15 protein-coding genes are annotated in these 19,555 nt (G+C 65.5%); 10 read left to right on the top strand and 5 right to left on the bottom strand.

The window, feature by feature from the left end:
• Positions 1–6 precede the first annotated feature (6 nt).
• The 8 genes from TRD_RS10520 to TRD_RS10485 all read left to right on the top strand — a co-directional run bounded on the left by TRD_RS10520 (position 7) and on the right by TRD_RS10485 (position 5,905).
• Positions 7–471: a YhjD/YihY/BrkB family envelope integrity protein gene (locus tag TRD_RS10520; protein WP_012642511.1), complete on the top strand. Its 465-nt coding sequence runs from the start codon at positions 7–9 to the stop codon at positions 469–471.
• Between the two features lie 129 nt (positions 472–600).
• The gene (locus TRD_RS10515; RefSeq protein WP_012642411.1) at positions 601–1,176 is read left to right on the top strand and encodes a Uma2 family endonuclease; all 576 of its coding nucleotides are present in this window, start codon (positions 601–603) and stop codon (positions 1,174–1,176) included.
• Between the two features lie 325 nt (positions 1,177–1,501).
• Positions 1,502–2,077: a Uma2 family endonuclease gene (locus TRD_RS10510; protein WP_012642402.1), complete on the top strand. Its 576-nt coding sequence runs from the start codon at positions 1,502–1,504 to the stop codon at positions 2,075–2,077.
• A 368-nt stretch (positions 2,078–2,445) separates the two neighbouring features.
• Positions 2,446–3,273: a hypothetical protein gene (locus tag TRD_RS14895; protein WP_012642742.1), complete on the top strand. Its 828-nt coding sequence runs from the start codon at positions 2,446–2,448 to the stop codon at positions 3,271–3,273.
• A 115-nt stretch (positions 3,274–3,388) separates the two neighbouring features.
• Positions 3,389–4,042 (top strand): hypothetical protein, encoded by a 654-nt coding sequence (locus TRD_RS14680; protein WP_041437263.1) that lies wholly within the window; start codon positions 3,389–3,391, stop codon positions 4,040–4,042.
• A 10-nt stretch (positions 4,043–4,052) separates the two neighbouring features.
• Positions 4,053–4,562, top strand: a complete 510-nt coding sequence (locus tag TRD_RS10495; RefSeq protein WP_041437260.1) for a hypothetical protein — start codon at positions 4,053–4,055, stop codon at positions 4,560–4,562.
• 24 nt (positions 4,563–4,586) lie between these two features.
• Complete coding sequence (locus TRD_RS10490) at positions 4,587–5,465, top strand: hypothetical protein (protein WP_012643237.1); 879 nt, start codon at positions 4,587–4,589, stop codon at positions 5,463–5,465.
• 2 nt (positions 5,466–5,467) lie between these two features.
• Positions 5,468–5,905 (top strand): hypothetical protein, encoded by a 438-nt coding sequence (locus TRD_RS10485; RefSeq protein WP_012642904.1) that lies wholly within the window; start codon positions 5,468–5,470, stop codon positions 5,903–5,905.
• A gap of 419 nt (positions 5,906–6,324) precedes the next feature.
• On the opposite strand, the gene TRD_RS10480 is transcribed toward TRD_RS10485, so the two are convergent.
• The 4 genes from TRD_RS10480 to TRD_RS10465 are packed head-to-tail and all read right to left on the bottom strand — an operon-like array spanning position 6,325 to position 15,692.
• Entirely contained in the window at positions 6,325–9,027 is a 2,703-nt protein-coding gene (locus TRD_RS10480; protein WP_012642547.1) for a phospholipase D-like domain-containing anti-phage protein, read from the bottom strand.
• Positions 9,028–9,039: 12 nt separating this feature from the next.
• Positions 9,040–11,979, bottom strand: a complete 2,940-nt coding sequence (locus tag TRD_RS10475; RefSeq protein WP_012642426.1) for an anti-phage-associated DUF1156 domain-containing protein — start codon at positions 11,977–11,979, stop codon at positions 9,040–9,042.
• An 18-nt stretch (positions 11,980–11,997) separates the two neighbouring features.
• The gene (locus TRD_RS10470; protein ID WP_012643211.1) at positions 11,998–12,621 is read right to left on the bottom strand and encodes a DUF3780 domain-containing protein; all 624 of its coding nucleotides are present in this window, start codon (positions 12,619–12,621) and stop codon (positions 11,998–12,000) included.
• Entirely contained in the window at positions 12,618–15,692 is a 3,075-nt protein-coding gene (locus TRD_RS10465; RefSeq protein ID WP_012642488.1) for a DUF499 domain-containing protein, read from the bottom strand. Before TRD_RS10465 ends, TRD_RS10470 begins: the two co-directional genes overlap by 4 nt.
• 454 nt (positions 15,693–16,146) lie before the next feature.
• On the opposite strand from TRD_RS10465, the gene TRD_RS10460 reads away from it, so the two are divergent.
• Both TRD_RS10460 and TRD_RS10455 read left to right on the top strand, forming a co-directional pair.
• On the top strand, positions 16,147–16,578 hold the full coding sequence (locus TRD_RS10460) for a COG1361 family protein (protein WP_012642588.1): 432 nt from the start codon (positions 16,147–16,149) through the stop codon (positions 16,576–16,578).
• A 22-nt stretch (positions 16,579–16,600) separates the two neighbouring features.
• Positions 16,601–17,530, top strand: a complete 930-nt coding sequence (locus TRD_RS10455) for a hypothetical protein (protein WP_012642681.1) — start codon at positions 16,601–16,603, stop codon at positions 17,528–17,530.
• Between the two features lie 291 nt (positions 17,531–17,821).
• Here TRD_RS10455 and TRD_RS10450 read toward each other — a convergent pair whose 3' ends face one another.
• Positions 17,822–19,495, bottom strand: coding sequence for an FAD-dependent thymidylate synthase (locus tag TRD_RS10450; RefSeq protein ID WP_012643046.1), 1,674 nt, complete (start codon positions 19,493–19,495; stop codon positions 17,822–17,824).
• Positions 19,496–19,555: the final 60 nt, after the last annotated feature.

The following is a 19,555-nucleotide window of genomic DNA, read 5'->3' as shown; positions in this document are numbered from 1 at the left end:
CTTGCCGTGGCCGCGCCGGAACGATCGGCCTCGTTCGTCCGCGACCGCCTCGACGGCATCGGGGCAACGCTCGGAGCGCTGGGGCTGGCGCTCCTCTGGTTCACGATCGGTGGCATCGTGAGTGGTATCGCTCTCGCCTTACCGGCCGCGCTCCGTTTCGGGAGCGGTCTCCTCGCTTCCTTCGTGCTGTTCGTGCTCCTCTACCGTTTTCTCCTGCCGGCGCCATCACCCTCCTGGCGGCTCGTCAGCGGCAGTGCTCTCGCCACCGCGCTCGCTTGGGAAGCCACGAAGTTCGCGATCACCACCGCAGTTCAGTCGATCGGGGGCGGGAGCGCGGTGTACGGCCTGCTCGGCGCGGTCACCGGGATACTCGTCGCGGCGCAGTTGGCCGCTGCCCTGACGCTCTACGGCGCAGCCCTGCTCGCGACCATGACGGAACAGCGAAGTGCCCCGGTCGCTGCTCAGGCCTGAGCCGCGCAGTGCGGCGCCGGACGGGTGGCCCGCCCGCCGCCGGAGGGGCCAGCTGCCCCGCTGAGCGACGATCGCACCGGCATGCTACGCTTGTCATGACCGGTCGACGCCAGCGGGGAGGGCGGTACCATGCAGCAGACAGCCCCACCGGTACCGACGCGGCACCGCTTCACGGTGGACGACCTCGAGCGCATGGTGCGTTCCGGCATCTTGCTGGAAGATGCGCGGGTCGAGCTGATCGAAGGAGAGCTCTACGACATGAATCCCATCGGCTGGGCGCACCAGGCGGTCGTCGATCGAATGACGGCGTTCTTCGTGCGCAGTCTGGACGATCGTGCGATCGTCCGAACCCAGGGGCCGATCCGGCTGAGCGAGCGCACCCTCCCCCAGCCCGATCTCGCGCTCCTCCGCCCCCGTCCCGACTACTACCGTCAGGCCGGCCCCACCCCCGCCGACGTCCTCCTCCTCGTCGAGGTCAGCGACACCACCCTGGCCTACGACCGCGACGTCAAGCTCCCCCTCTACGCCCGAGCCGACATCCCGGAAGTCTGGCTGATCGATCTACCGGGTCAACGCGTCCTCGTCTTTCGCGAACCTGTCGGGGACAGGTATCGGGCCACGCTGACGTATCGCCCCGGTGACCGGATCAGCCCTCAGGCGTTCCCGGACATCTCGCTGGCGGTCGACGATCTCCTCGGGGCGTAACGCCGTTGCCCGTACCGTAGTGGTAGACGTTCGGTTGCAGCACGGCGGGTGAACCACCGCGCGTCCTGCGCCCGCTCGGCTCTCCTCCAGATCCACGACGTCGGCCCCAGCACGAGACCGCCGCCAACCCTACGGCGCAGCCCTGCTCGCGACCATGGCGGAACAGCGAAGCGCCCCGGTCGCTGCTCAGGCCTGAGCCGCGCAGTGCGGCGCCGGACGAGCGGCCCGCCCGCCGCCAGAGAGGCCAGCTGCCCCGCTGAGCGACGATCGCGCCGGCATGCTACGCTTGCTACGACCGGCCGACGCCAGCGGGGAGGGCGGTACTATGCAGCAGACAGCCCCACCGGTACCGACGCGGCACCGCTTCACGGTGGACGACCTCGAGCGCATGGTGCGTTCCGGCATCTTGCTGGAAGATGCGCGGGTCGAGCTGATCGAAGGAGAGCTCTACGACATGAATCCCATCGGCTGGGCACACCAGGCCTGCGTGAATTGGCTGACGGAGCGGTTCGCGACCGCGCTCGCCGGACGGGCGATCGTCCAACCTCAAGGACCGATCCGCTTGAGCGCTCAAACCCTCCCCCAGCCCGACCTCGCCCTCCTCCACCCCCGCCCCGACTACTACCGCCACGCCGGACCCACCCCAGCTGACGTCCTCCTCCTCGTCGAGGTCAGCGACACCACCCTGGCCTACGACCGCGACGTCAAGCTCCCCCTCTACGCCCGAGCCGACATCCCGGAAGTCTGGCTGATCGATCTACCGGGTCAGCGCGTCCTCGTCTTTCGCGAACCTGTCGGGGACAGGTATCGGGACACGCTGACGTATCGCCCCGGTGACCGGATCAGCCCCCAGGCGTTCCCGGACATCTCGCTGGCGGTCGACGATCTCCTCGGGGCGTAACGCCGTTGCCCGTACCGTAGTAGTAGACGTTCGGTTGCAGCACGGCGGGTGAACCACAGCGCGTCCTGCGCCCGCCCGCTCGGCTCTCCTCCAGCACCGCGGTGTCGGGCAGAGCTCGAGGCCGCAGCGAGCGCCAACGCACCGCTGCGCCTCGGCCAGGAGCGCCAGCTGGCCGGCACAGCCACCACCAGCAACCCCACAGGACCCTCGTCGGTGGAGCTAACCGCTCCGGCTGTACCTGCCCCGTGCGATACGACAGCTAGTGCCCGACCGTGACAAAACTGTCATGCGTTCAGCGCTTGACAACCCGCCCCCCATTCTATACTGAGGTCAGATGACGTCCTTTCCGAAGTTCGAGGAGGTGGACGATGCCACCACACCTGACGCGCCGCGCAATGCTCGCGACGAGCCTCACCGTCGCTGCTGGCGCTGTCGCCTTCGGCTTCTGGCAGGCCCTCCGTTCGCGTGCCGAGCTGGAGCAGCCTCCGGCTCCCCCGCTGCTCCTTCCGGAAGACCAGGCTGCGCGCGCCCGGGCGGTCGCCCAGCAGCACCCGACCGTGCAAGCGCTCGTCGGCTCCGGCGCCCGACCCGACTCGCCGGTCCAGGTCAATCCCGTCACTGGTCCGGACGGCCGGATCGTCGCCGCTGGCGTCTGGTTCCCCTTCGACGCACCGCGAACGGTCCGCGCGACCTGGGTGCACCCGGCGGACTGGGAAGTCAACTGGTCACCGACGCGCTTCGTGCAGGCGACCTATACGGTGGAGGAGGCGTGGGGCATCCTCGTCTGGGTCGATCTGGCAAGCGAGCAGGTGGTGCGGCTGGAAGCGAGCGGTCCGTACGCCCGCGTCGCACCGGACGAAGACCCGTTCGTCCTGCGGGGCGAACTCCGCGACCGCGCGATCCAGCTCGCCCTCGACGCACCGTGGCTCGCGCCGCTCCTCACCCGAGCCGAGCCGTCCGTCATGGAGCACTTGCCTGGGATCCATGACCGCCAGGGTGATCTCATCGGTGCGGTCGTCGGCTTGCAGTTCTCCGAACCGCTCGCGGTCTCCGGCACGTTTCCGGTCGTCGTGAAAGACGAGCGCGCAGACTGGGACGACGCCGAGATTCCTGAGCAGACGATCGAGCAGAAGGTATCGCTCGTCGTCGTGGTCGTCTCGTTCCGTGACGACCGCGCACTCGGACTGTGGTATTGAGGTTGATGCTCGACGGCGCTGCGGAACGGAGGCACTTCCCGGTCAGCCTCCGCGTCCTCGCTCGACTCATCGACGCCTCCGGAACGCGCCCTCTGGCAAAGCGAAAGGAGGAAACATGCTGAAGAAGACTGCCCAAACAGCAGTGGCGATACTCCTCACCGCTGCACTTCTCATGATTTTTGGTGTGACTGCCCTCGCTGGCAGTACCACGACATACACAACGATTTCCTATAGCGGAGACACTTGGTATAATTGGGACAACTTCTCGACTTCCTGCGCATGCTCCAATAACGTCGACTGGCCAGTCACCTTGGTATTCCGAACGAACGCGTCCGTGAACCGAGTCAAAAGTATCGTGGGCGGCGTTGGAGGATCCTCCATGTACCTTCGCGCCAATGACGGGAGCGGATGGTTTTGGGATAGCGACCCAGGCCGCAAACTCCTCATTCCCGGATACATAAATTGGTTCCACCACATCCGCGTCTATGCCCCAGCATCGACCGACTACTTCTACTCGACTGCCTGGGGACGGTATGTCCTGGCCACGACACACATCGACCGAAACGAGGGGACATCTCAGGAACAATTCGGTTGGAGCGAAACTGCCGAGGAGTACTTTGCGGCACTCTTCCGGAATCAGGGATATTCCGTCACCGAGGACACCTTCTGGATGGCGAACAACGACTCCTGGCCGAGCGGTCGCTGGGGCGAAGGGAACCGCAACTTCTACCTCAGCAATGGCTACGCGACGATCGTCGTCCTACCCTGAGAGGGTGCTCATGCCGTCGGAACGCGCCGGTGCCGTGCCCAGCCTACCGCCACGCTCCCCCATCCCCGAGTCCCTGCGCAAGGGTGTCGCACTCGGGCTCGCGCTCCTGGGAGCACTGTTCGGCGCCGCGACGCTCTTTTATCTCTGGCGATCCTTCCGCGAAGACTACCCGGAACTGCGGTTCGACCTCCGTGTCCTCGCCGCCCTGCTCTTCGGTTACGGCTCGCTCTTCGCGGTCTCGGCGTGGGCGCTCTGGCGCGGCCGTGTCCGGCTCTGGCTCCCGCTGGCAGCACTGGTGGGGTTCTTGCTCCCCTTCCTCTCCTTCACGCTCGACAGACTGTACTACGCGGTACGCACCGGCGAGTTCCGTCCGGAGCGTCTTCTGGACGCGCTCCGCCTGTACTACGGCCCGCCCTTCACCGCCATCCACGCGGTGCTCTACGGCTGTCTCGTCCTCGCGCTCTTCACTTTCTGGGTGTACCGCAGCCAGCACCAGGTTCCAGGCAACGAGGACCGTTGAGCGATGACCGGCGGGAGGAGCACCGTGGCAGACCGGTTGACGACCGTGTTCCTCCCCCTGCTCCTCGCCGCGGTGCTCGTGCCCCTCGTCTCCTTCACCCGGTTCGGTCCGACGGCAGCAGTGGGGTTCCGCTCCTTCGCCGACTACGGTTTGCCAGCAATCCAGCTGAGCGACCCGCTCCCGAACCAGTTCGAGCTCTTCCCGCTCGACTTGCCACCGACGCCCGGTCCGGTCGTCACGCTCTTCCTCCACCTCCGCGTCGCACTCGATCCAGCTAGCCCACCCGGCACGCTGTCAGTGTGGGACCAGCGGGCCGGCGGCAGCGCGCTTTTGTTGCGGGTCCGTTGGTCACCCGACCCGACCGGCGGCGTCCTCGAGTGGGACACGGTTGACCTGTTTGCTGGCCCACGACGCGGTTTCGTCCTCGGTCACACTCTCGAACTCGTCCTGGCCAACGTCGTTCCAGACGACTGGCGCCGGCCAGGGACCTTTCCCCTATCGCTGCATTTCGAGCGCGAGGGGGCACTCCGGGTACGCAGCATGCTCGTCTACCCGGACTCGGGCATCGAGATCGCCCGGCGCGGTCTCCCCGCCTTCTGGGTGTCGGTCGCCGCGCCACGGGACCCGCCACCGGTCGGCGCGCCGTTCGAGCTGCGCGTGCACCTGGCGCCGCGCGGGCGCACACCACCGCGCCAGGCCCAGCTCGAACTCCTCCCGTCACCGTGCGTGCGGAGCGCCGGCGGTGCGTCGTCGCTCGCCTGGTCGGACCTCACCAAGGCGACCACCGTGCGTCTGCAGCTCGAGCGGCTCACGGCGGAACCCTGCTCGTTCCAACTCGTCTGGGGCACGGAAAGCAGTAGCGGAAGCATCACCGTCCAACTCGACCGTGCCGAGGAGTCCTGACGATGCGGAAGGTATCCACTGCGTCGCTCCGCTTCCTCGGCCGGTATCTCCTCATCCTGCTGCTCCTCCTCTGGGCGGTCGGCCAGCTGGTCTGGTGCGGTTACTTGCTCGCCGATCCCCCCACGGCCTATCTCCCGGACACGCCGCTCGGTCGGCTGGAGTGCGCCTCGTGGCTGCTCGCGAGTGCCCTGGCGACGCTCGCGGTCGCCAACCTCCTAGCGACCGCCATCTCCGTCCCCTGGCATCTCGTGAGCCTGATCGCCGTCACCGGTTGGCTGGCGCTCCCGCTCCGCTCGGCCTGGGGCGCCTGGTCGGCGATCGGCACGTTCACCTTCGAGCCATTCACCGATCCGCTCGCCCTCCCCATACCGGTCGTGAGCGGCTGGTTCGCCGTCACGCTGCTCGCACTCGGGGCGGGGCTGGTCGGACGCGGTCGGTAGGAGACACCGGGGGCTGGGCGATCGGCGGGCTTCCCGCCCCGCCCGCTGCCTCGGCACCGCCCGTCGCCTGGCATCGTTCGCGAGGACAGCGAGGCGACCGCGCCTTTTTTGGCTACAGCAACCGCCGCTCCCGGAGCGTAGCGAGGCTCTTCATCGAGCAGTGTGGTCGCGGACGCTCCAACCTCGACCCACCTGTCGCTCCCCTGGGGGTGCGCTGCCTGAGACGGGCGTCTGCGGCATGGTACGAAGGGAGGTTTGGATCCGCGATGCTGACGCCACTCTGCTGTAGCGCTTGCGTTTGCGGCGCGATACGGGGCGGGAATTCTCCGTGGTGGCGCCCCTGCGCTCCACTCCACAGTGCAGGGGAGATACCTCGAAGGATGGAGAAGCCTCAGCGAGTCGCTTGTTCGACGCGCTCTTCACTGCCAGCCCTGACGCAGCAACTCCAGCTGGCTCTCTCGCTCAAGCACGGCTGCACAAGTCTCCCACGAAACTGGCGTGATCTGATGGTAGCGAAGCGCGAAGGGATGCTTCCGGGGTACGGCATCGATGAGGTGCCGAGCCTTCTCTTCCTCGTGCAAGGCGACCGCGATCCATACATCTTCCAGTGTCTCGGGGAGCTGACCGAACATATCGTGAATCGCACGGAACCGAGCCGAGAGAAGCTGGTGCACCCGATCCTCCACCGATCCCCGATAGCGCAGGTTGCAGAGAAAAACGACCGCCCGAGGCTGACCGATCCGCTGGATTCTTCCCTTACGCTGCTCGAGACGGGTCGGATTCCACGGCAGATCCACATTGATGAGTGTCCCGAGTCGCTGCAGATTGAGCCCTTCCGAGGCAGCGTCCGTCCCGACCAAAATGCGCAATTCCCCCCGCTGCACACGCTCCTTGAGTACATCCCGGCCAACGCGCGTCGCAGTTCCCCCTTGGAAGAGCTGCGACTTGCCCGAGCCAGCATACAGGCCGATCTCCTCCTCGGGAAGCTGCTCGGAGAGGCGTCGCGCTAGCCACTGCGCCGAGTCATAATATTGGCTGAAGACGATACAACCGAGAGACCGCCACGGGCCGGTATCGTCGACACCGCGGCAGAGCAAATCGTTGACCGCTTGCAACTTTGGGTCTTCCTCCCTCGCCGCTTCCAGCAACCGGAGAAAGCGCTCGAGCAAGTCCCGCTCCCGTTCGGTGAGGGGATAGAGAAGCGAGGGGCGTTCCTCCTCCTCGTCTTCATCGGCCTGCTCACCACCTTCGAGGAGTCGCAGTGCGGTCAACCTCCCCGCCTCGATCGTGCTTCCCACCCGGCGCAGGAGGAGCGTCTTGAGAAAACCTGAATTGAGCCCAGGGCGCGATGCCACTTCCTGACAAAATTCTTCAGCAGTCTTGTAGGCATCCTTGAGAATCGGCGGCAACAAGAGCGCATCATGCTCCCCTTCACCGAACAGGCGGACCCGTACCGGCGTGAGATAGGGCTCACTCGTCTCGGGGTCAATGGTCTGCTCCAAGAACTCGCGCGTTCGCCGGACAATATGTCGAACAAAGGGATTGTGGTTCCGGAAGAACTCGCGGCCGAGACGCTCGAGCTGATGCTGCGCTGGTGGAGCGAGACGATCGAACGCTTCCGGCGGTGCCCAGCTTTCCGTCTCGTTCATCCCGAGTGACCGGCGGAGGATAGCGAAGACTGGCCCCTCGCCCGCCGGCGGCAACGGATCGCGGACCCACTCCCACACTTCCCGCACGTCGTCCGGCGGACTCGCCCGGTCGAGCACATAGTCCAGTCCCTCACGCGGGCGAGTGAGCCATCGACTATACCGGCTTCCGAGGACGGTCTCGTTACCGCGATTGAGTGCTTCCAGCAAATCCCAGGCCTCGATCGGGTCCAGTTGCACGGGTGTCGCCGTTGCGAGGAGCAGGCTCCGCGTCCGCTCGGCTACACGCTGCAGGAAGCGGAGCAAGTTATTCGGATCGGCCTTCTCGTTGCGATGCGATGGACCGAGGTTTCGACGTCGCGCCCGGTGTGCCTCGTCGAGGATCACACACTCGTAGCGGAGGCTAGCCAGGATCTCGGCAGCCTCATCGGACTGCGTGATGAGCCCAGCCGAGACGATTCCCACCTTTCGTGGGCAGCGGCGCAGTCCCTCCAGCCCATTCGCCTGATAGTCCACGCCGTTTTCGTCGATCCAACCCCGGCCTGTCCACACCGCCGAGGGCACCGCGAGCAAGTCCCACAGTTCGTCTTGCCACTGCCAGAGGAGGGGCTTGGGGACGAGCACCAGGACATTCCCACCACCCCAGAGAGCCATCAATTTGGCCGCGAGCCCGAGCTGGACCGTCTTGCCCAGCCCAACCTCGTCCGCCAGGAGGAGTCGGGCCCCACGCTCGCGATGCAGGTCGAACGCGAGCTTGACGAAGTACTTCTGGTGCGCCCACAAGCCCGTTCCCTGGCGAGCGACCGGCAGCTCCACCACCGCAGCGGCCGGCTCCGCTCGGTACTGCTCACGCCACTCGGCGATACTCGGTACCACGATCCGGCGCGTCAGGCGCTCGATATCCCGCACCACGGCATCAGCCAGATCGACGGCACCAGCGTGGTGCCAGAGCGCCTCGAACTCCTCTATCGTCCAGGAGACACCGGCCTCCGAGTCGTCAGCCCAGAGGAGTTCGTAGTTGACCTCCCACGCTTCCTGTGACTCGTTGACGCTTCCCAGAAACGCGATCCGCGAGCCATCGGCTCGCGTGATCACGCCGGCCTTCCCGTGGATGAGACCGAAATAGGTATCGGGCAAGACGCGTACCTGGAGTTGACCGCTCGCCAGAAACGTGTAGAGGCGACGGAGCCGCTCCTTCAACCGGGGTGGGAGATACTCCGGAAGCGACCGGCACCACTCGGCGTACATCGCGGCCTTCGCCGCCCGTGCCGTCGCGACGTCCAGCGGCTGCAACGCGGAGTTGGCGACGACACGCACCCGCGCACCGGGTGCCATCCGCTCTAGCGGCTCTCCAGCGACCTCGAGGATCGAGGAACTGAAGAAACCAGCGATCCGATCGTATGCCAGTGCACCGTCCAGGGCCTCGGTGAGAAAGGCACGGAGCGGTGCGCGTCGGGAGGAATAGCGCAACAGCACTGGCAGCCTCCGTTACAGGGTATCCGCTTCCACGACAGCCTTCAGCCGTCGCGCCGCCTGCACGTCGGGCTGCCAGTGCGCCAGGCCCACCGGTTTCGTACCGAGATACTGCAGGAGCGCGATGATTGTCTGCCGCGCCTGCCAGTAGTCGGGCACTTCCTGCCGGAGGTACTGGCGCGCTGGACGCGGGTCCTGTTCGGGGTCGCTCGCCGTCCGGTAGATCGCGAACAGCACATGACGGAGGAGCGTGCCACCGAACCCGCTCTGCCCGATCGGTCGTAACTCACGGTTGCCGAACTCCGACGGTGTCTTGAGACGCGCGCGGTTGGCAGACCGGCTCGCGAGCAGCGAACGGAAATCCCGCGCACCGTAGGTCCGGGCGAACTCCTGGTAGGCCCCTTCGCGTGCCTCACCGTGGGCTTCGATCTCGATCCCCTTGAGGTACAGTCGCTCTTCCGGGCTAAGTTGTCGCCAGACGGTCCGCTCGAGTCCATCGGGCACCAGGTAGTCGGTCGCGATCCGCACGGCCTGCTCGATGATCCGGCCGATCGGTGTGACCTCACCCTGCCTCCGGGGGCGCCGCAACTCGCGCTCGACGTCGATATCGCCGATTGCGCTGTAGCTCGTCAGGACGCGCAGGGCAGCCGCGTAGGCGGCGAGCTGGTAGTCGGCGTCGCCGAAATTCGGATCATCCTTCGGGTCGAGCGCGAGCATCGTTTCCAGCTGGCGCTCGACCTCAGCTCGAATCTCCGGGTACAGGTCGACCAGTTCGCCACGGCGGTCGCCCTGACGCTTCCGCAGGACGAGGAGCACTGTCCCCTGGACGTAGTTGCCGGAGCGGATCCCTCTCGGGGTCTCGGTCAGCACCGTCCAGGCGGCAGTGACCTGGAGGCCCGCTGCCCACAGCACCAGGCTCAGATCGACCCACATCTCCGGATCCTGGTGGACGAACAGGACCACCTGGTAGCCGTCGTCCGGCATGCGGCGCGCCAAGTTCCGGTAGCACTCCGCGAGCGCCAGGCGGAACGTCTCCCCCTCGCCCTTCACCGCGAGCGCTCGCTTGCTATCGGCGTACCAGCCGGGGAAGAGCTGAGGGAGCCGCTTCTCGTACCAGGCCAGGAAGAACTCGGAGAGTTCATGGTAGTTCACGTTGTCGCCATACCCGGGGTCGGTGATCCAGATGTCAGCCTCCCACTCGACCGCGCGCGCATCGGCCGGCTGCACGTGGTAGGGACCAGCGACTGGCGCAACAGCGAGTCGGGCGCAGAAGGCGGTCTCGAGATTGCCCATGGCGCGGCAGGCGTAGTCGACCAGGGTATTGAGCGCCTGGTTGAGGAAGGTCTGGTCAATCTTCTCGTGATCCCTGTTCCACAGACTCAACCGGCTATTCCAGTTCGCGACGCGGCCGAGCATCAAGAGGAGCGCCGCCGCCTCCAGCCCGGCTTCCTGGGCCGCGCGCTCGGCCAAGAGGCCGTGCAGCAAGAGCTGCCGCGGGTTGAACAGGTGGTGCCAGTGCGTCCAGCCACGCTCACGGACCGGCTGGTCCGTGTTGTATCCTGGTTCGATGCGGGCGCTCGGCAGGTAGCCCTTGTCCTGCCACTCGGCGAAGCGCGCGCGCACGAGTTCCAGCACCCGCTGCTCCCGGGCCAGGTCGGCCGCGGTCGGCGCCCGGTAGAACCGTTCGCCCGTCTGGGGATCGATCCAGCGGATGCAGTAGAGTCGCTCCTGGAAGACGTCGTCCGGGCGTGGGACCAGGTCATCGTTCTCCCACGGCCGCAGGCCGGTCCGGCCGCGGAGTTGCTCGGCGCTCGTCACCTGCCGCTGGGCCGGCGGCAGCCAGTTCCCGTCGCGGTCGACCGGACAACGCACGCCGCTAGCCCAGGTTCCGTCCTCTTCGGCCCGGCGGAGCTCGGCCTCGCTCACTCCCTCGTGGATCTCGATGGCGAACCGCTTGGTTACTGGATCGGGTACCAGTTTCGCCACCACCCGCCGCTTCCTCGAGATTACCCAGGTCGGCGCCAGCGGTACCCACCAGCCGGTCAGCGGATCGCGCACCTCATGACAGTACAGGTAGGCATCGGCGACCCATCCCTCCTCGTTCCGCTCGATTCCCCAGGCCTCCACCTGCCGCCGCACGTCCTCGAAAACGCGGCGCTGGGCCGCTCTCACGCGCTCGACGACCTCCGGCCCGCCGCCGGTGAGCGCCAGCGCGCCCCAGGTGAGCAGCACCGCCACCGGGTTCAAGTCCGAGGCATAGGCCTCGCAACCGAGCCGGGCCGCCTCGAACGGGACACTGCCGCCACCGCAGAAGGCATCACCCACCCGCGGCACGTGCCCGAAGCGTCGTTCACCCAGCTGGCGGACGAGGTCGGGCAGGTTCCGCGCGGTCGTGCCCAGGTGCCGGTTGATCCGCTCCCAGGCTGCCTCGCTTGGCCCATCCACCTCCTCCGGCCGGAGACAGAAGCGCAGGCGGTCGTCGTAGCCCATGCGGAGGAAGGCCCGCCGCTTGAGGTGCTCGCGGTCGGCCGCCGAGAGCCCGGGCCGCCAGCTCAGCTTCCCGTTCTCGCTCACGAAGTACTCGGCGCGCTCGCGCGGGGTACAAAACGGAGCGAGGTCGGCAGGGCTCGCTTGACCGGCGAACCGGCGGAGCATCCCGTCGTCGTCCATCGTCAGCGCGGCGAGGAAGGCCTCGCGGTCAGCGGCTGGATCGTCCGTGGCCGGCATCAGGAGTCCGAGCAGGATGGCCCGCACCAGGACGAGCGGCTTGCGCCCCCACCACTTGCCGAGCGGATTCAAGGTCTGGCCAGAGCCAGCCTTGCGCTCCTTGTAACACTCCTTGGAGAGCTTGCTGACCGGAAACTGCACCTCGATGAACGCAGGCGCATCGCCCTGGGCTCGCACCGTCTCGGCTACCGGGTGTGGAGCAGCGTGCGGCCCTTCCCCTGTTTGCATCCGTCCCCTCCTCAGCTGTCACGATTCACCGAGCGGCAGGCGCGGCTGTTCGGGGCGCCGCCGCTCCCGGCGACTCCGGCGCTCCTGCGCCTCGAGCAGCGGTGCCAGCTCGCGCAGCGCCGAGGACGGCGTCCCCTCGGTCGGGTTTTCGGCGAGTGCGATCCGGATCGCCTTGCGCCAGCCGCGGTCTTTCCCGTGCTCCGGGTGCCCGGCCGTCGCGTTGATCGTCGTGTAGAGCCACCAGCGCTCCTCCGGGGCGAAGCCGCGCCAGTTCGCGATGACATTGGGGATGAGCGACGGGTCGACGTCCTCGACCGCCCACATCAACAAGGCCAGCTCTTTCCCGAAGTGCGGTGCGAGCAGCGTCCGCGTCTTCCAGGTAGCCGGGCGCAGTCCAGCTCGCCGGAGACGAACATTGAACTCGTCGGCCACCGCAGCCGCGATCCGCGACCAGCGATAGCGGTCCAGATGCACCTTCGGCTCCGGGGCAGGGAGCAGCGGCTCCTCTTCCCCTCGGTCAGACCCGTTCCAGGCGAACCACTCGACGAGCGTCACCGACTCACCTTCGTCGCTCAGCTCGAAGTGATGACCGCCCTGGCTCGGATCGAAGCCGAAATCGTAGATCTGTCGTCGGCGCGTCACTGCTGGACCTCCTCCGACCGGAGCTCGGTCCGTAAGTCGGCGACGAGATCGAGCAGCTGTTGTCCCGTCTCGGTCCAGACCTGCTCGGCATCCAGCGTGACCAGTCCGCTCGGGATATACTGGCGCAACGCTTCCAACATCTCTCGTATCTGGGACGCGGTGAACTCGGTCTGCGGGTCAGCGCTCAGCTGGGCCCAGCGCTGTTCCCGGGCAACGGTCGCAGTGATACCGCGCAAGCGCGCCCCGTGCCGCTCGATCGACTCGAGGAAGCGATAGGTGTCCCCCGTGTCGTCCAGCTTGTGACGACGCCGCCAGAGCGCTGGCTTGCGCGGATCGACGGTCGGTCTAATCGGGTCCATCGGCACATCGATCTGGAGGACAGGAGAGCGCAGCCCGTCGGCGACGGCTTGCGCCAGGATCGTCCGTGTATTCGACGGGACCGGAAACGGCCCCTCATAGCGGATCCCACTGCGCTCAGGACTGGAACCGTCGAGCGTGTACCGGATCTCCCCTTCGGGGATAGCGCGGAGTTCGCACATCCGCTGCTCACCCTGCTGGTAGAAGCGATACTTAACTTCCAGGTCGTTCGTCCAGCACACCGGCTCGCCGGTCTCGTGCTCCCCTCGCGAGTCGACGGCGAGGAACCAGATGCGCAATGCCCGGGTCGTGAGCTGGTTACCCTCGAGCTTCGCCGACTGCGTGGTGGGAGGGCCGTCGAAACTATAGTAGATCGTGTCTCCGTGCAAGGGTTGGATGCGGAGGTTGGCTTCGCCGGTGTTGTGGTCGCGGAAGAGACGTTGGACCTGTACCGACGTTTTCGGCTTCGGGAACGGCCCGCGCTGGATGTACCCCCCACCGATATCGCGCCAGATGTCTCGCTGGACGAGCGCGTCCTTGAGGTGGTCGAGCGCCCGCGGGTGATGGAGTACCCAGCCGGCGTCCGTTGCCGCTCGCCGCTTGATCTCCGACCAGAGCACTTCCTTTTGCCCCTCCGGCCACAGGCGGCTCTCGAGGAGCTGCCGGAACCCCACCGAGTCCGGGCCAGTATCCTCACGGAACTTTCCGACCGCCTTGAGGGCTTCCACGATTTGCTGTTCTCCCTCGTAACGGTTCGCGACGTACCGCGGGTCGAGCTCGACCTGAACGAGCCCGGTCCGGTGCGGGTAGTAGAGGATCTGAAAGGTTTCGCGGCAAGCCAGGTAGAACGCGCTCTCCTCTCGCTCGGCAATCTTGAGCGCCTCGATGAACTGCGGATCGGTCTCCGGGAGATTCTGCTGCTTGAACTCCTGCAGGATCTGCCGGATGGCTCGGAGATAGGCCGCGCGCTCGATCACACGCTCGTAACCGGAGGGCGTTCCCGTGAGGAAGAGGACTCGGTTCTTGTATTGCTGGTTTTCCCACCAGCGTCGTACCTCGTCCAGAGCTGTCGGCAGTGGTCGGAAGACGATCAGCGTCACCCGTTCCGGACTCAGCTGAATCTGATCGAGCGCTGGCAACGGTTCCACGACCTGGTAACAGTTGCCGACCTTCGGCGCGAACATCTCGCGGAGGCGGTCCCGGAGCTCGAGTTCGCGTTCGTCGCGTAGTCCCCTCGCGTAACTTTCGAGTTTCGCGTTCAGGTTCTCGACGTTCTTGAAGAGCAGCTTCCCAGCTGCCGTCGGGTGGAGATACCAGGCACGCTGCTGGAGACGATCCAGAGCCTCTCGCACCTGCGTAAGGTCACGACCCGGTTCGGCCAGATAACCGAAGATCTCCGATCGATCTAACCCGAGGACCGGATTGACCGCCAGCGACAACGAGGAGAGGAAAATCAACGTTGCCGCATCACGAGCACCGCTCCCACCGAGTTCAGCGTCGATCTGTTGGGCAACCGCGCCACCCCGCTCATCGACAATGTCGTGGGCGATCGCGTTCTCGAGTGCGGCATTGATCTGCCGGATCTCACTGATCATATCCGAGCGGCTGAGGTCGACGTCATGAGCCCCGATCAGAAACTTGTAGCGCGCGGCGCCCGCCGACCACAACTGCGCGACGACAATCCGCATGATGCGAATCAGCGCACGTGTTTGCTGAAAGCCAGGATTCTCGCGAAAGCGGGCGAAAAGGTCGCGGATCCCCGGATGGAAGGGGTACGAAGACAGGATCTCGCTCCGCACGGCTTGTGGCGGGAACGCAGTCAAGTCGAGCACGCGCGCCTGCTCGAGTGCTTGGGCGTAGGCGTCTGCAACCTCGCTGATCTCCGCATCCGAGGGAAGGGCCTTGAAGAGTCGTTGTCTCAGGATCGCGTACAACTCGGCCGTATTCAAGCGAACGGGATCGATCCGCGTTGCAGTGCGGTTCGCCTCCAGCTCCAGATTGCGGAGCGCCTCCGAGATTGCCGTGCTCCCCGCCTCGTAGGCCTGGGCACGCAGGTCGGTGAGAACGACACAGACGTTCGGGAGTTTCCCGCTGGCGACGGCGACCAGGAGATTGGCGAGAGCGACGGTAGTCAGGTGGTCGAGCGTCGTTTGCCCGACTTGAATCGCTCGCGCAGCCTGGAAATAGGGCGGCAACTCGTCGAGGAGCAGGAGAACCGGATCACCCCGCAAGAGCTCGACCCAGTTTTCCACACCCGGTGCCCGGAGCGGACTGTAGAAGTCGCGCAACACCTCCCGCCGGTTCAGTCGTTCAGCGATCTCACCCCAGATACCGTAGGGAGTATTCGTCTTCCGTCCGCTGAAGGCAACCACCCGAACCGACCCGAGCGGTCCTGGTCGATAAAAGGAGCCCATGACCGGCTCGCGCCACTTGGGATACTTGGCGAGGAGCCCAAGTGCCAGCAGGTTATGCGTCTTGCCACCACCCATGGACTGCGAGAGTAAGAAGATACCGGAAGCGTTCTCGGTCCGCCCCTCCAGACGCTTGAAGGCCTCGCTGAGCAGTTGCCGCATCCCCTCAGTCACATAGTTCTCGGCGAAGAAGCGCTCCGGGTCGAGTTGATCCAGCTCGTCAATGTCATGGACCGTGTCACGAACGCTCGGGTCGAATACCCATTCGCGCGGAATACACAGTTCAGCGAGCGTCTTGGCCATCGTTCGCCCTACCCCACCATCGCTGCAGCCTCGTAGGACACCACGCAACAGGACCTATCGGTAGTAGAGATAGGATAAACCGGATCCGGCCCGGGCGCGAGGTCGGAGGGGACCCTGTCCACGCAGCGTGTTTCTGCCGTTCCAGCGGTGCATGTGACTGATCGTCGACCATTCAGAGCGCTTTATCCCCACGCAATGTGCCGCCTCAGCTCGTTCTCGATCGAAGGTAGTCCTTCGGTACTGAACACGACACTGATGCGGGCTGCCGCAACGCGGCCCGCTCGAGTGCGGGGTAGTCATGCGTGTGGGCAGCACGCGGCAGCAGATCAGCAGCGTGCAAGCTGGGCGTATCGTTGACAGTAGCACAGATTATCCGGTAGACTCGGGGAGGGAGTGTACGTACACATTGCGAGGAAACTGACCATCGCAAACGCTCTCGACCAGGAGGTACCTCATGAACATGTTCGAATTGGTCGCTGCGTTCATGACTGCCGCCGCGACAACGATCACGGCTGTCCTCACGGCATTGCGCTATCGGCACGAACGCGCCCTGGAGCGACGGGCGTTCGTGCGGGCCACCATCATTGAAGTCACACAAAGCGAAAACGGACAGTCGCGCAATAGCTATCGTTTGAAACTGCACAATGCCGGTAAGGCCAGGGCCACCAACCTGCGCCTCTTACTCGACGGCCAAGAGGCAAGACCATACGAGGCTGTCGGAGCTATGGCTATTATGTCTCGCATCCCTCACCACCTGGAACCGGGCGGCGAGGCTCTACTACGATTTACTCTCTTTCTGGGAGGTGACATACCGACGAAACTCACCGTGCTCTGGGACGACCTTGCAGGCAGCAGTCATTGCTCGAGCTTGGACCTATCGGTCTGATGGATCGGAGGAGCGCAACGTCATGCATCCGCCGGCGGAGAATGTGAGGGTTACCCACCTCGCCTTCGCTGATGAATCGCACTGGAATACGGGTCGCTACCGAGCTCTTGGTCTCGTCACGCTGGAAGCACAGTGGCAGGTGGATATCGAGCAAGCCATCAAAGAGAACCTGATCAAACATGGGATCACGGGTGAGCTGAAATGGTCAAAGATCGATCGTGACCGGGATCGCGATGCAGCTTGCGACCTGCTCAGCACGGCTCTCCGCCTGATCGCTCAGAATCAGCTTCGTGTCGATGTGCTGATCTGGGATATCGAGGATTCCCGCCACAAAGTGCGACGACGCGACGATCTCAACAACCTGCAGCGACTGCTGTTCCGTATCTGCATGGTCGTCCTGACCCGACGCTGGCCGGCCGAAGCGTGCTGGGCGATTTATGCGGATCAACAGAGTGGAATTGACTGGGACAACCTCCCTCTGATGCTGCGCCGTGGTTTGGCTCGCCACCATCGGCAGCAGCCTCCGCAGCTGATTGAGTCAGTATCGTCCCCCTCTATTGCCGAACTGAGGCCGGTCACGTCACATGCCACCCCGATCGTGATGCTCGCCGACCTTTTCTCTGGCCTGGCTGTCTTTTCCCACGAACATTGGACTGACTTCCAAGAATGGCGTCAGGAGCAGCGCGGTCAGCGCCGGTTGCCTCCCACCCAAGAGAACGAGCGCCTCTTACAGCTAAGCAAGCGGACAAAGATGCGTTTCTCTGTCCTGGACACCGTCCTCACAACATGTCACCAGCTCAAAGTAGATACCACTCTCGATACCTGTGAGGGCCTGCGCACGAGAGATCCGGCGTGCCCACTCAACTTCTGGTTCTACAGGCCCCAAGGGGCCTACGACAAAGCCCCCCAAAAGCAGAAGAAAGTCAATGGAGAAGGATTCCAGCGACGGTGAACTGAACAGCGCGACCGGACCGCCCGTATCCGGTCGAGACCGTGATCAGGCTGATGAGGACAATTATTCGTCATACAGCTGAGCGGCCCCTCACTTGTGCAACCCGCTGCAATTTTCTGCAGGAGCCCCTTTAACGCGGCGGTCGCCGCACCCGATCCCCGATCCACGAGTCGGCCAACCTGCCTCATCTGGTCACGTTAGAGGCTCTGGGCACCCGCTCGAGCTCTGCGTCCTGAACCCAGCATTCAGTCTGGATCTCTGTCGCGCGCATCGCGCCGCCATCCCCTGCCACTACAGCAACCGCCGCTCCCGGAGCGTCGCCGGGTCGTAACCGCGCCACACCGGCACGCCGCAGTAGCGCTCCCCTTCCGGACAGGGCGGGTGCAGTCCAGCCTGGTCGCGCAGGACGCAGGGCGGTTGCGCCACGTAGCGGCCGATCCGCGGCAACACGCGTGCCACCTGCTCGGTCTCCTGCCGGGCCGTCTCCCAGATCTCCCGCTGCGCGTCGAAGCACAGTCGCTTCACCCACTTCCAGAAGTAGGTGAGGAGCGTCCCCGATTCGTAGAACCGGACGTGGTGCGCGTTGGGAAGGAGATAGAGCGCGTACTCCGGCGCCACGCCAGCATCGAGCAACCGATTCTTCGTCTCCCACAGCACCCGGATCGTCGCCCAGTACTCTTCCAGCGCTTCCGGCACCCGCGCGATGTCCTCCGGCACGATCACGTCCGGCTCCTCGCGCAAGTGGGCCAGCAGAACCGGGCCGGAACTCGCCGTGCCGCGATGTCGCTGGTTCTGCGCGTCCTCCGCCCCGCTGATCCGCTTCTGGAACGTGAAGGAGACGTGGTTGAGCGTCTGCATCAGCTTCGAGTGCATCGCCAGGTACAGCGGGTGCCCCAAGTAGTGGTTGCGCGCCGGGTCGAGCACCAGCGCGATCGCCGTGTCGTCGTCGAGCTCGCTGCGCGTGCGCCCGAGCACGGTGCGCACCGCGTCAGCCAGCACCCGCTCGGCATCGGGCGTGTAGGCCACGAGCCGCGAATGGTAGGGACCGAGCGCCGCGTCGAACTCGCGGAAGAACACCTCGCTGGCCGAGCGCTCCACCGCCTCGCTGAATGCCCGCAACGCCCGGTACTCCAGCGTGTCCTCGAGCGCCAGCACCTGCGGGTCGAGCGGGTGGCCCGGCGCACCGAGAAAGTTGGGATCGACCGCCAGCACCTCCTCGACCATCCGGTTGACGACGTAGCGCACCTCGCGCGGCACGTCGAGCTGGTTGGCCAGCGCGTAGTAGCGGAGCAGCGTGAGCGCGTTGACGGTGTGGTAGAGGTGCGCCGGTGTGGCCAGCGGCAGAACGTAACGGGCCACCTCCTGGGCCCGGCGCTGGACCGCCGTGCGGACGCGTTCCTGCACCTCAGGACGCTGGCTGCGTGCCCGCGCCGGGAACACCTCGGCATAGCGCCGAGCCATATCGGGAGTCAGGAGCTCGACCAGCCGGCGGTACCCACTGAGCGCTCGCTCCATCGCCGCCCGGTAGAGCGCCGCCAACGGTTCCGGGAGTTCCGGCGTCACCATCGTGGCGCCGGTCACCTCGCGGTAGCGCTGCGAGACCTGCTCCGAGTTGTAGAAGGGATGATGGTGGAAGAACGACCAGATGGCCAGGCGCGAGACACCATCCAGCACGAAGACGAAGTGCGCATGCTGGAAAGTGGTGTGATGGCCTGCCGTGAACAGGTCAGGATAGAGCGCAGCAGCCCGCTCGCGCCGCGCTGCCTTGGTCGCCTCCCCATTGCCAGCGAAGAGTTCGGCCACGCGCTCGACACTCGCCGGACGCGCACCGTAACACGACCAGGCAGCCGCGATCGTCAGGGCGAAAGGATGCGCCGCCGACTCGCTCCGTACCAGGCGTACCGTGGGCGGCGGCGAGCGGAAGGGAAACGCTGTCTCCGGCAGCCGTGTCGGAATCGTCGCCATCGCCGCCCCTCCTCTCGACCACCACGAGTGTACGCCGCGCGCTTTCGAAGCCTAGCACGA

Origin of the sequence: Thermomicrobium roseum DSM 5159 (genome assembly GCF_000021685.1) — a bacterium.
In the GTDB taxonomy this organism is placed as follows: Bacteria; Chloroflexota; Chloroflexia; order Thermomicrobiales; family Thermomicrobiaceae; genus Thermomicrobium; species Thermomicrobium roseum.
This window is presented reverse-complemented; position numbering and strand designations above follow the sequence as displayed.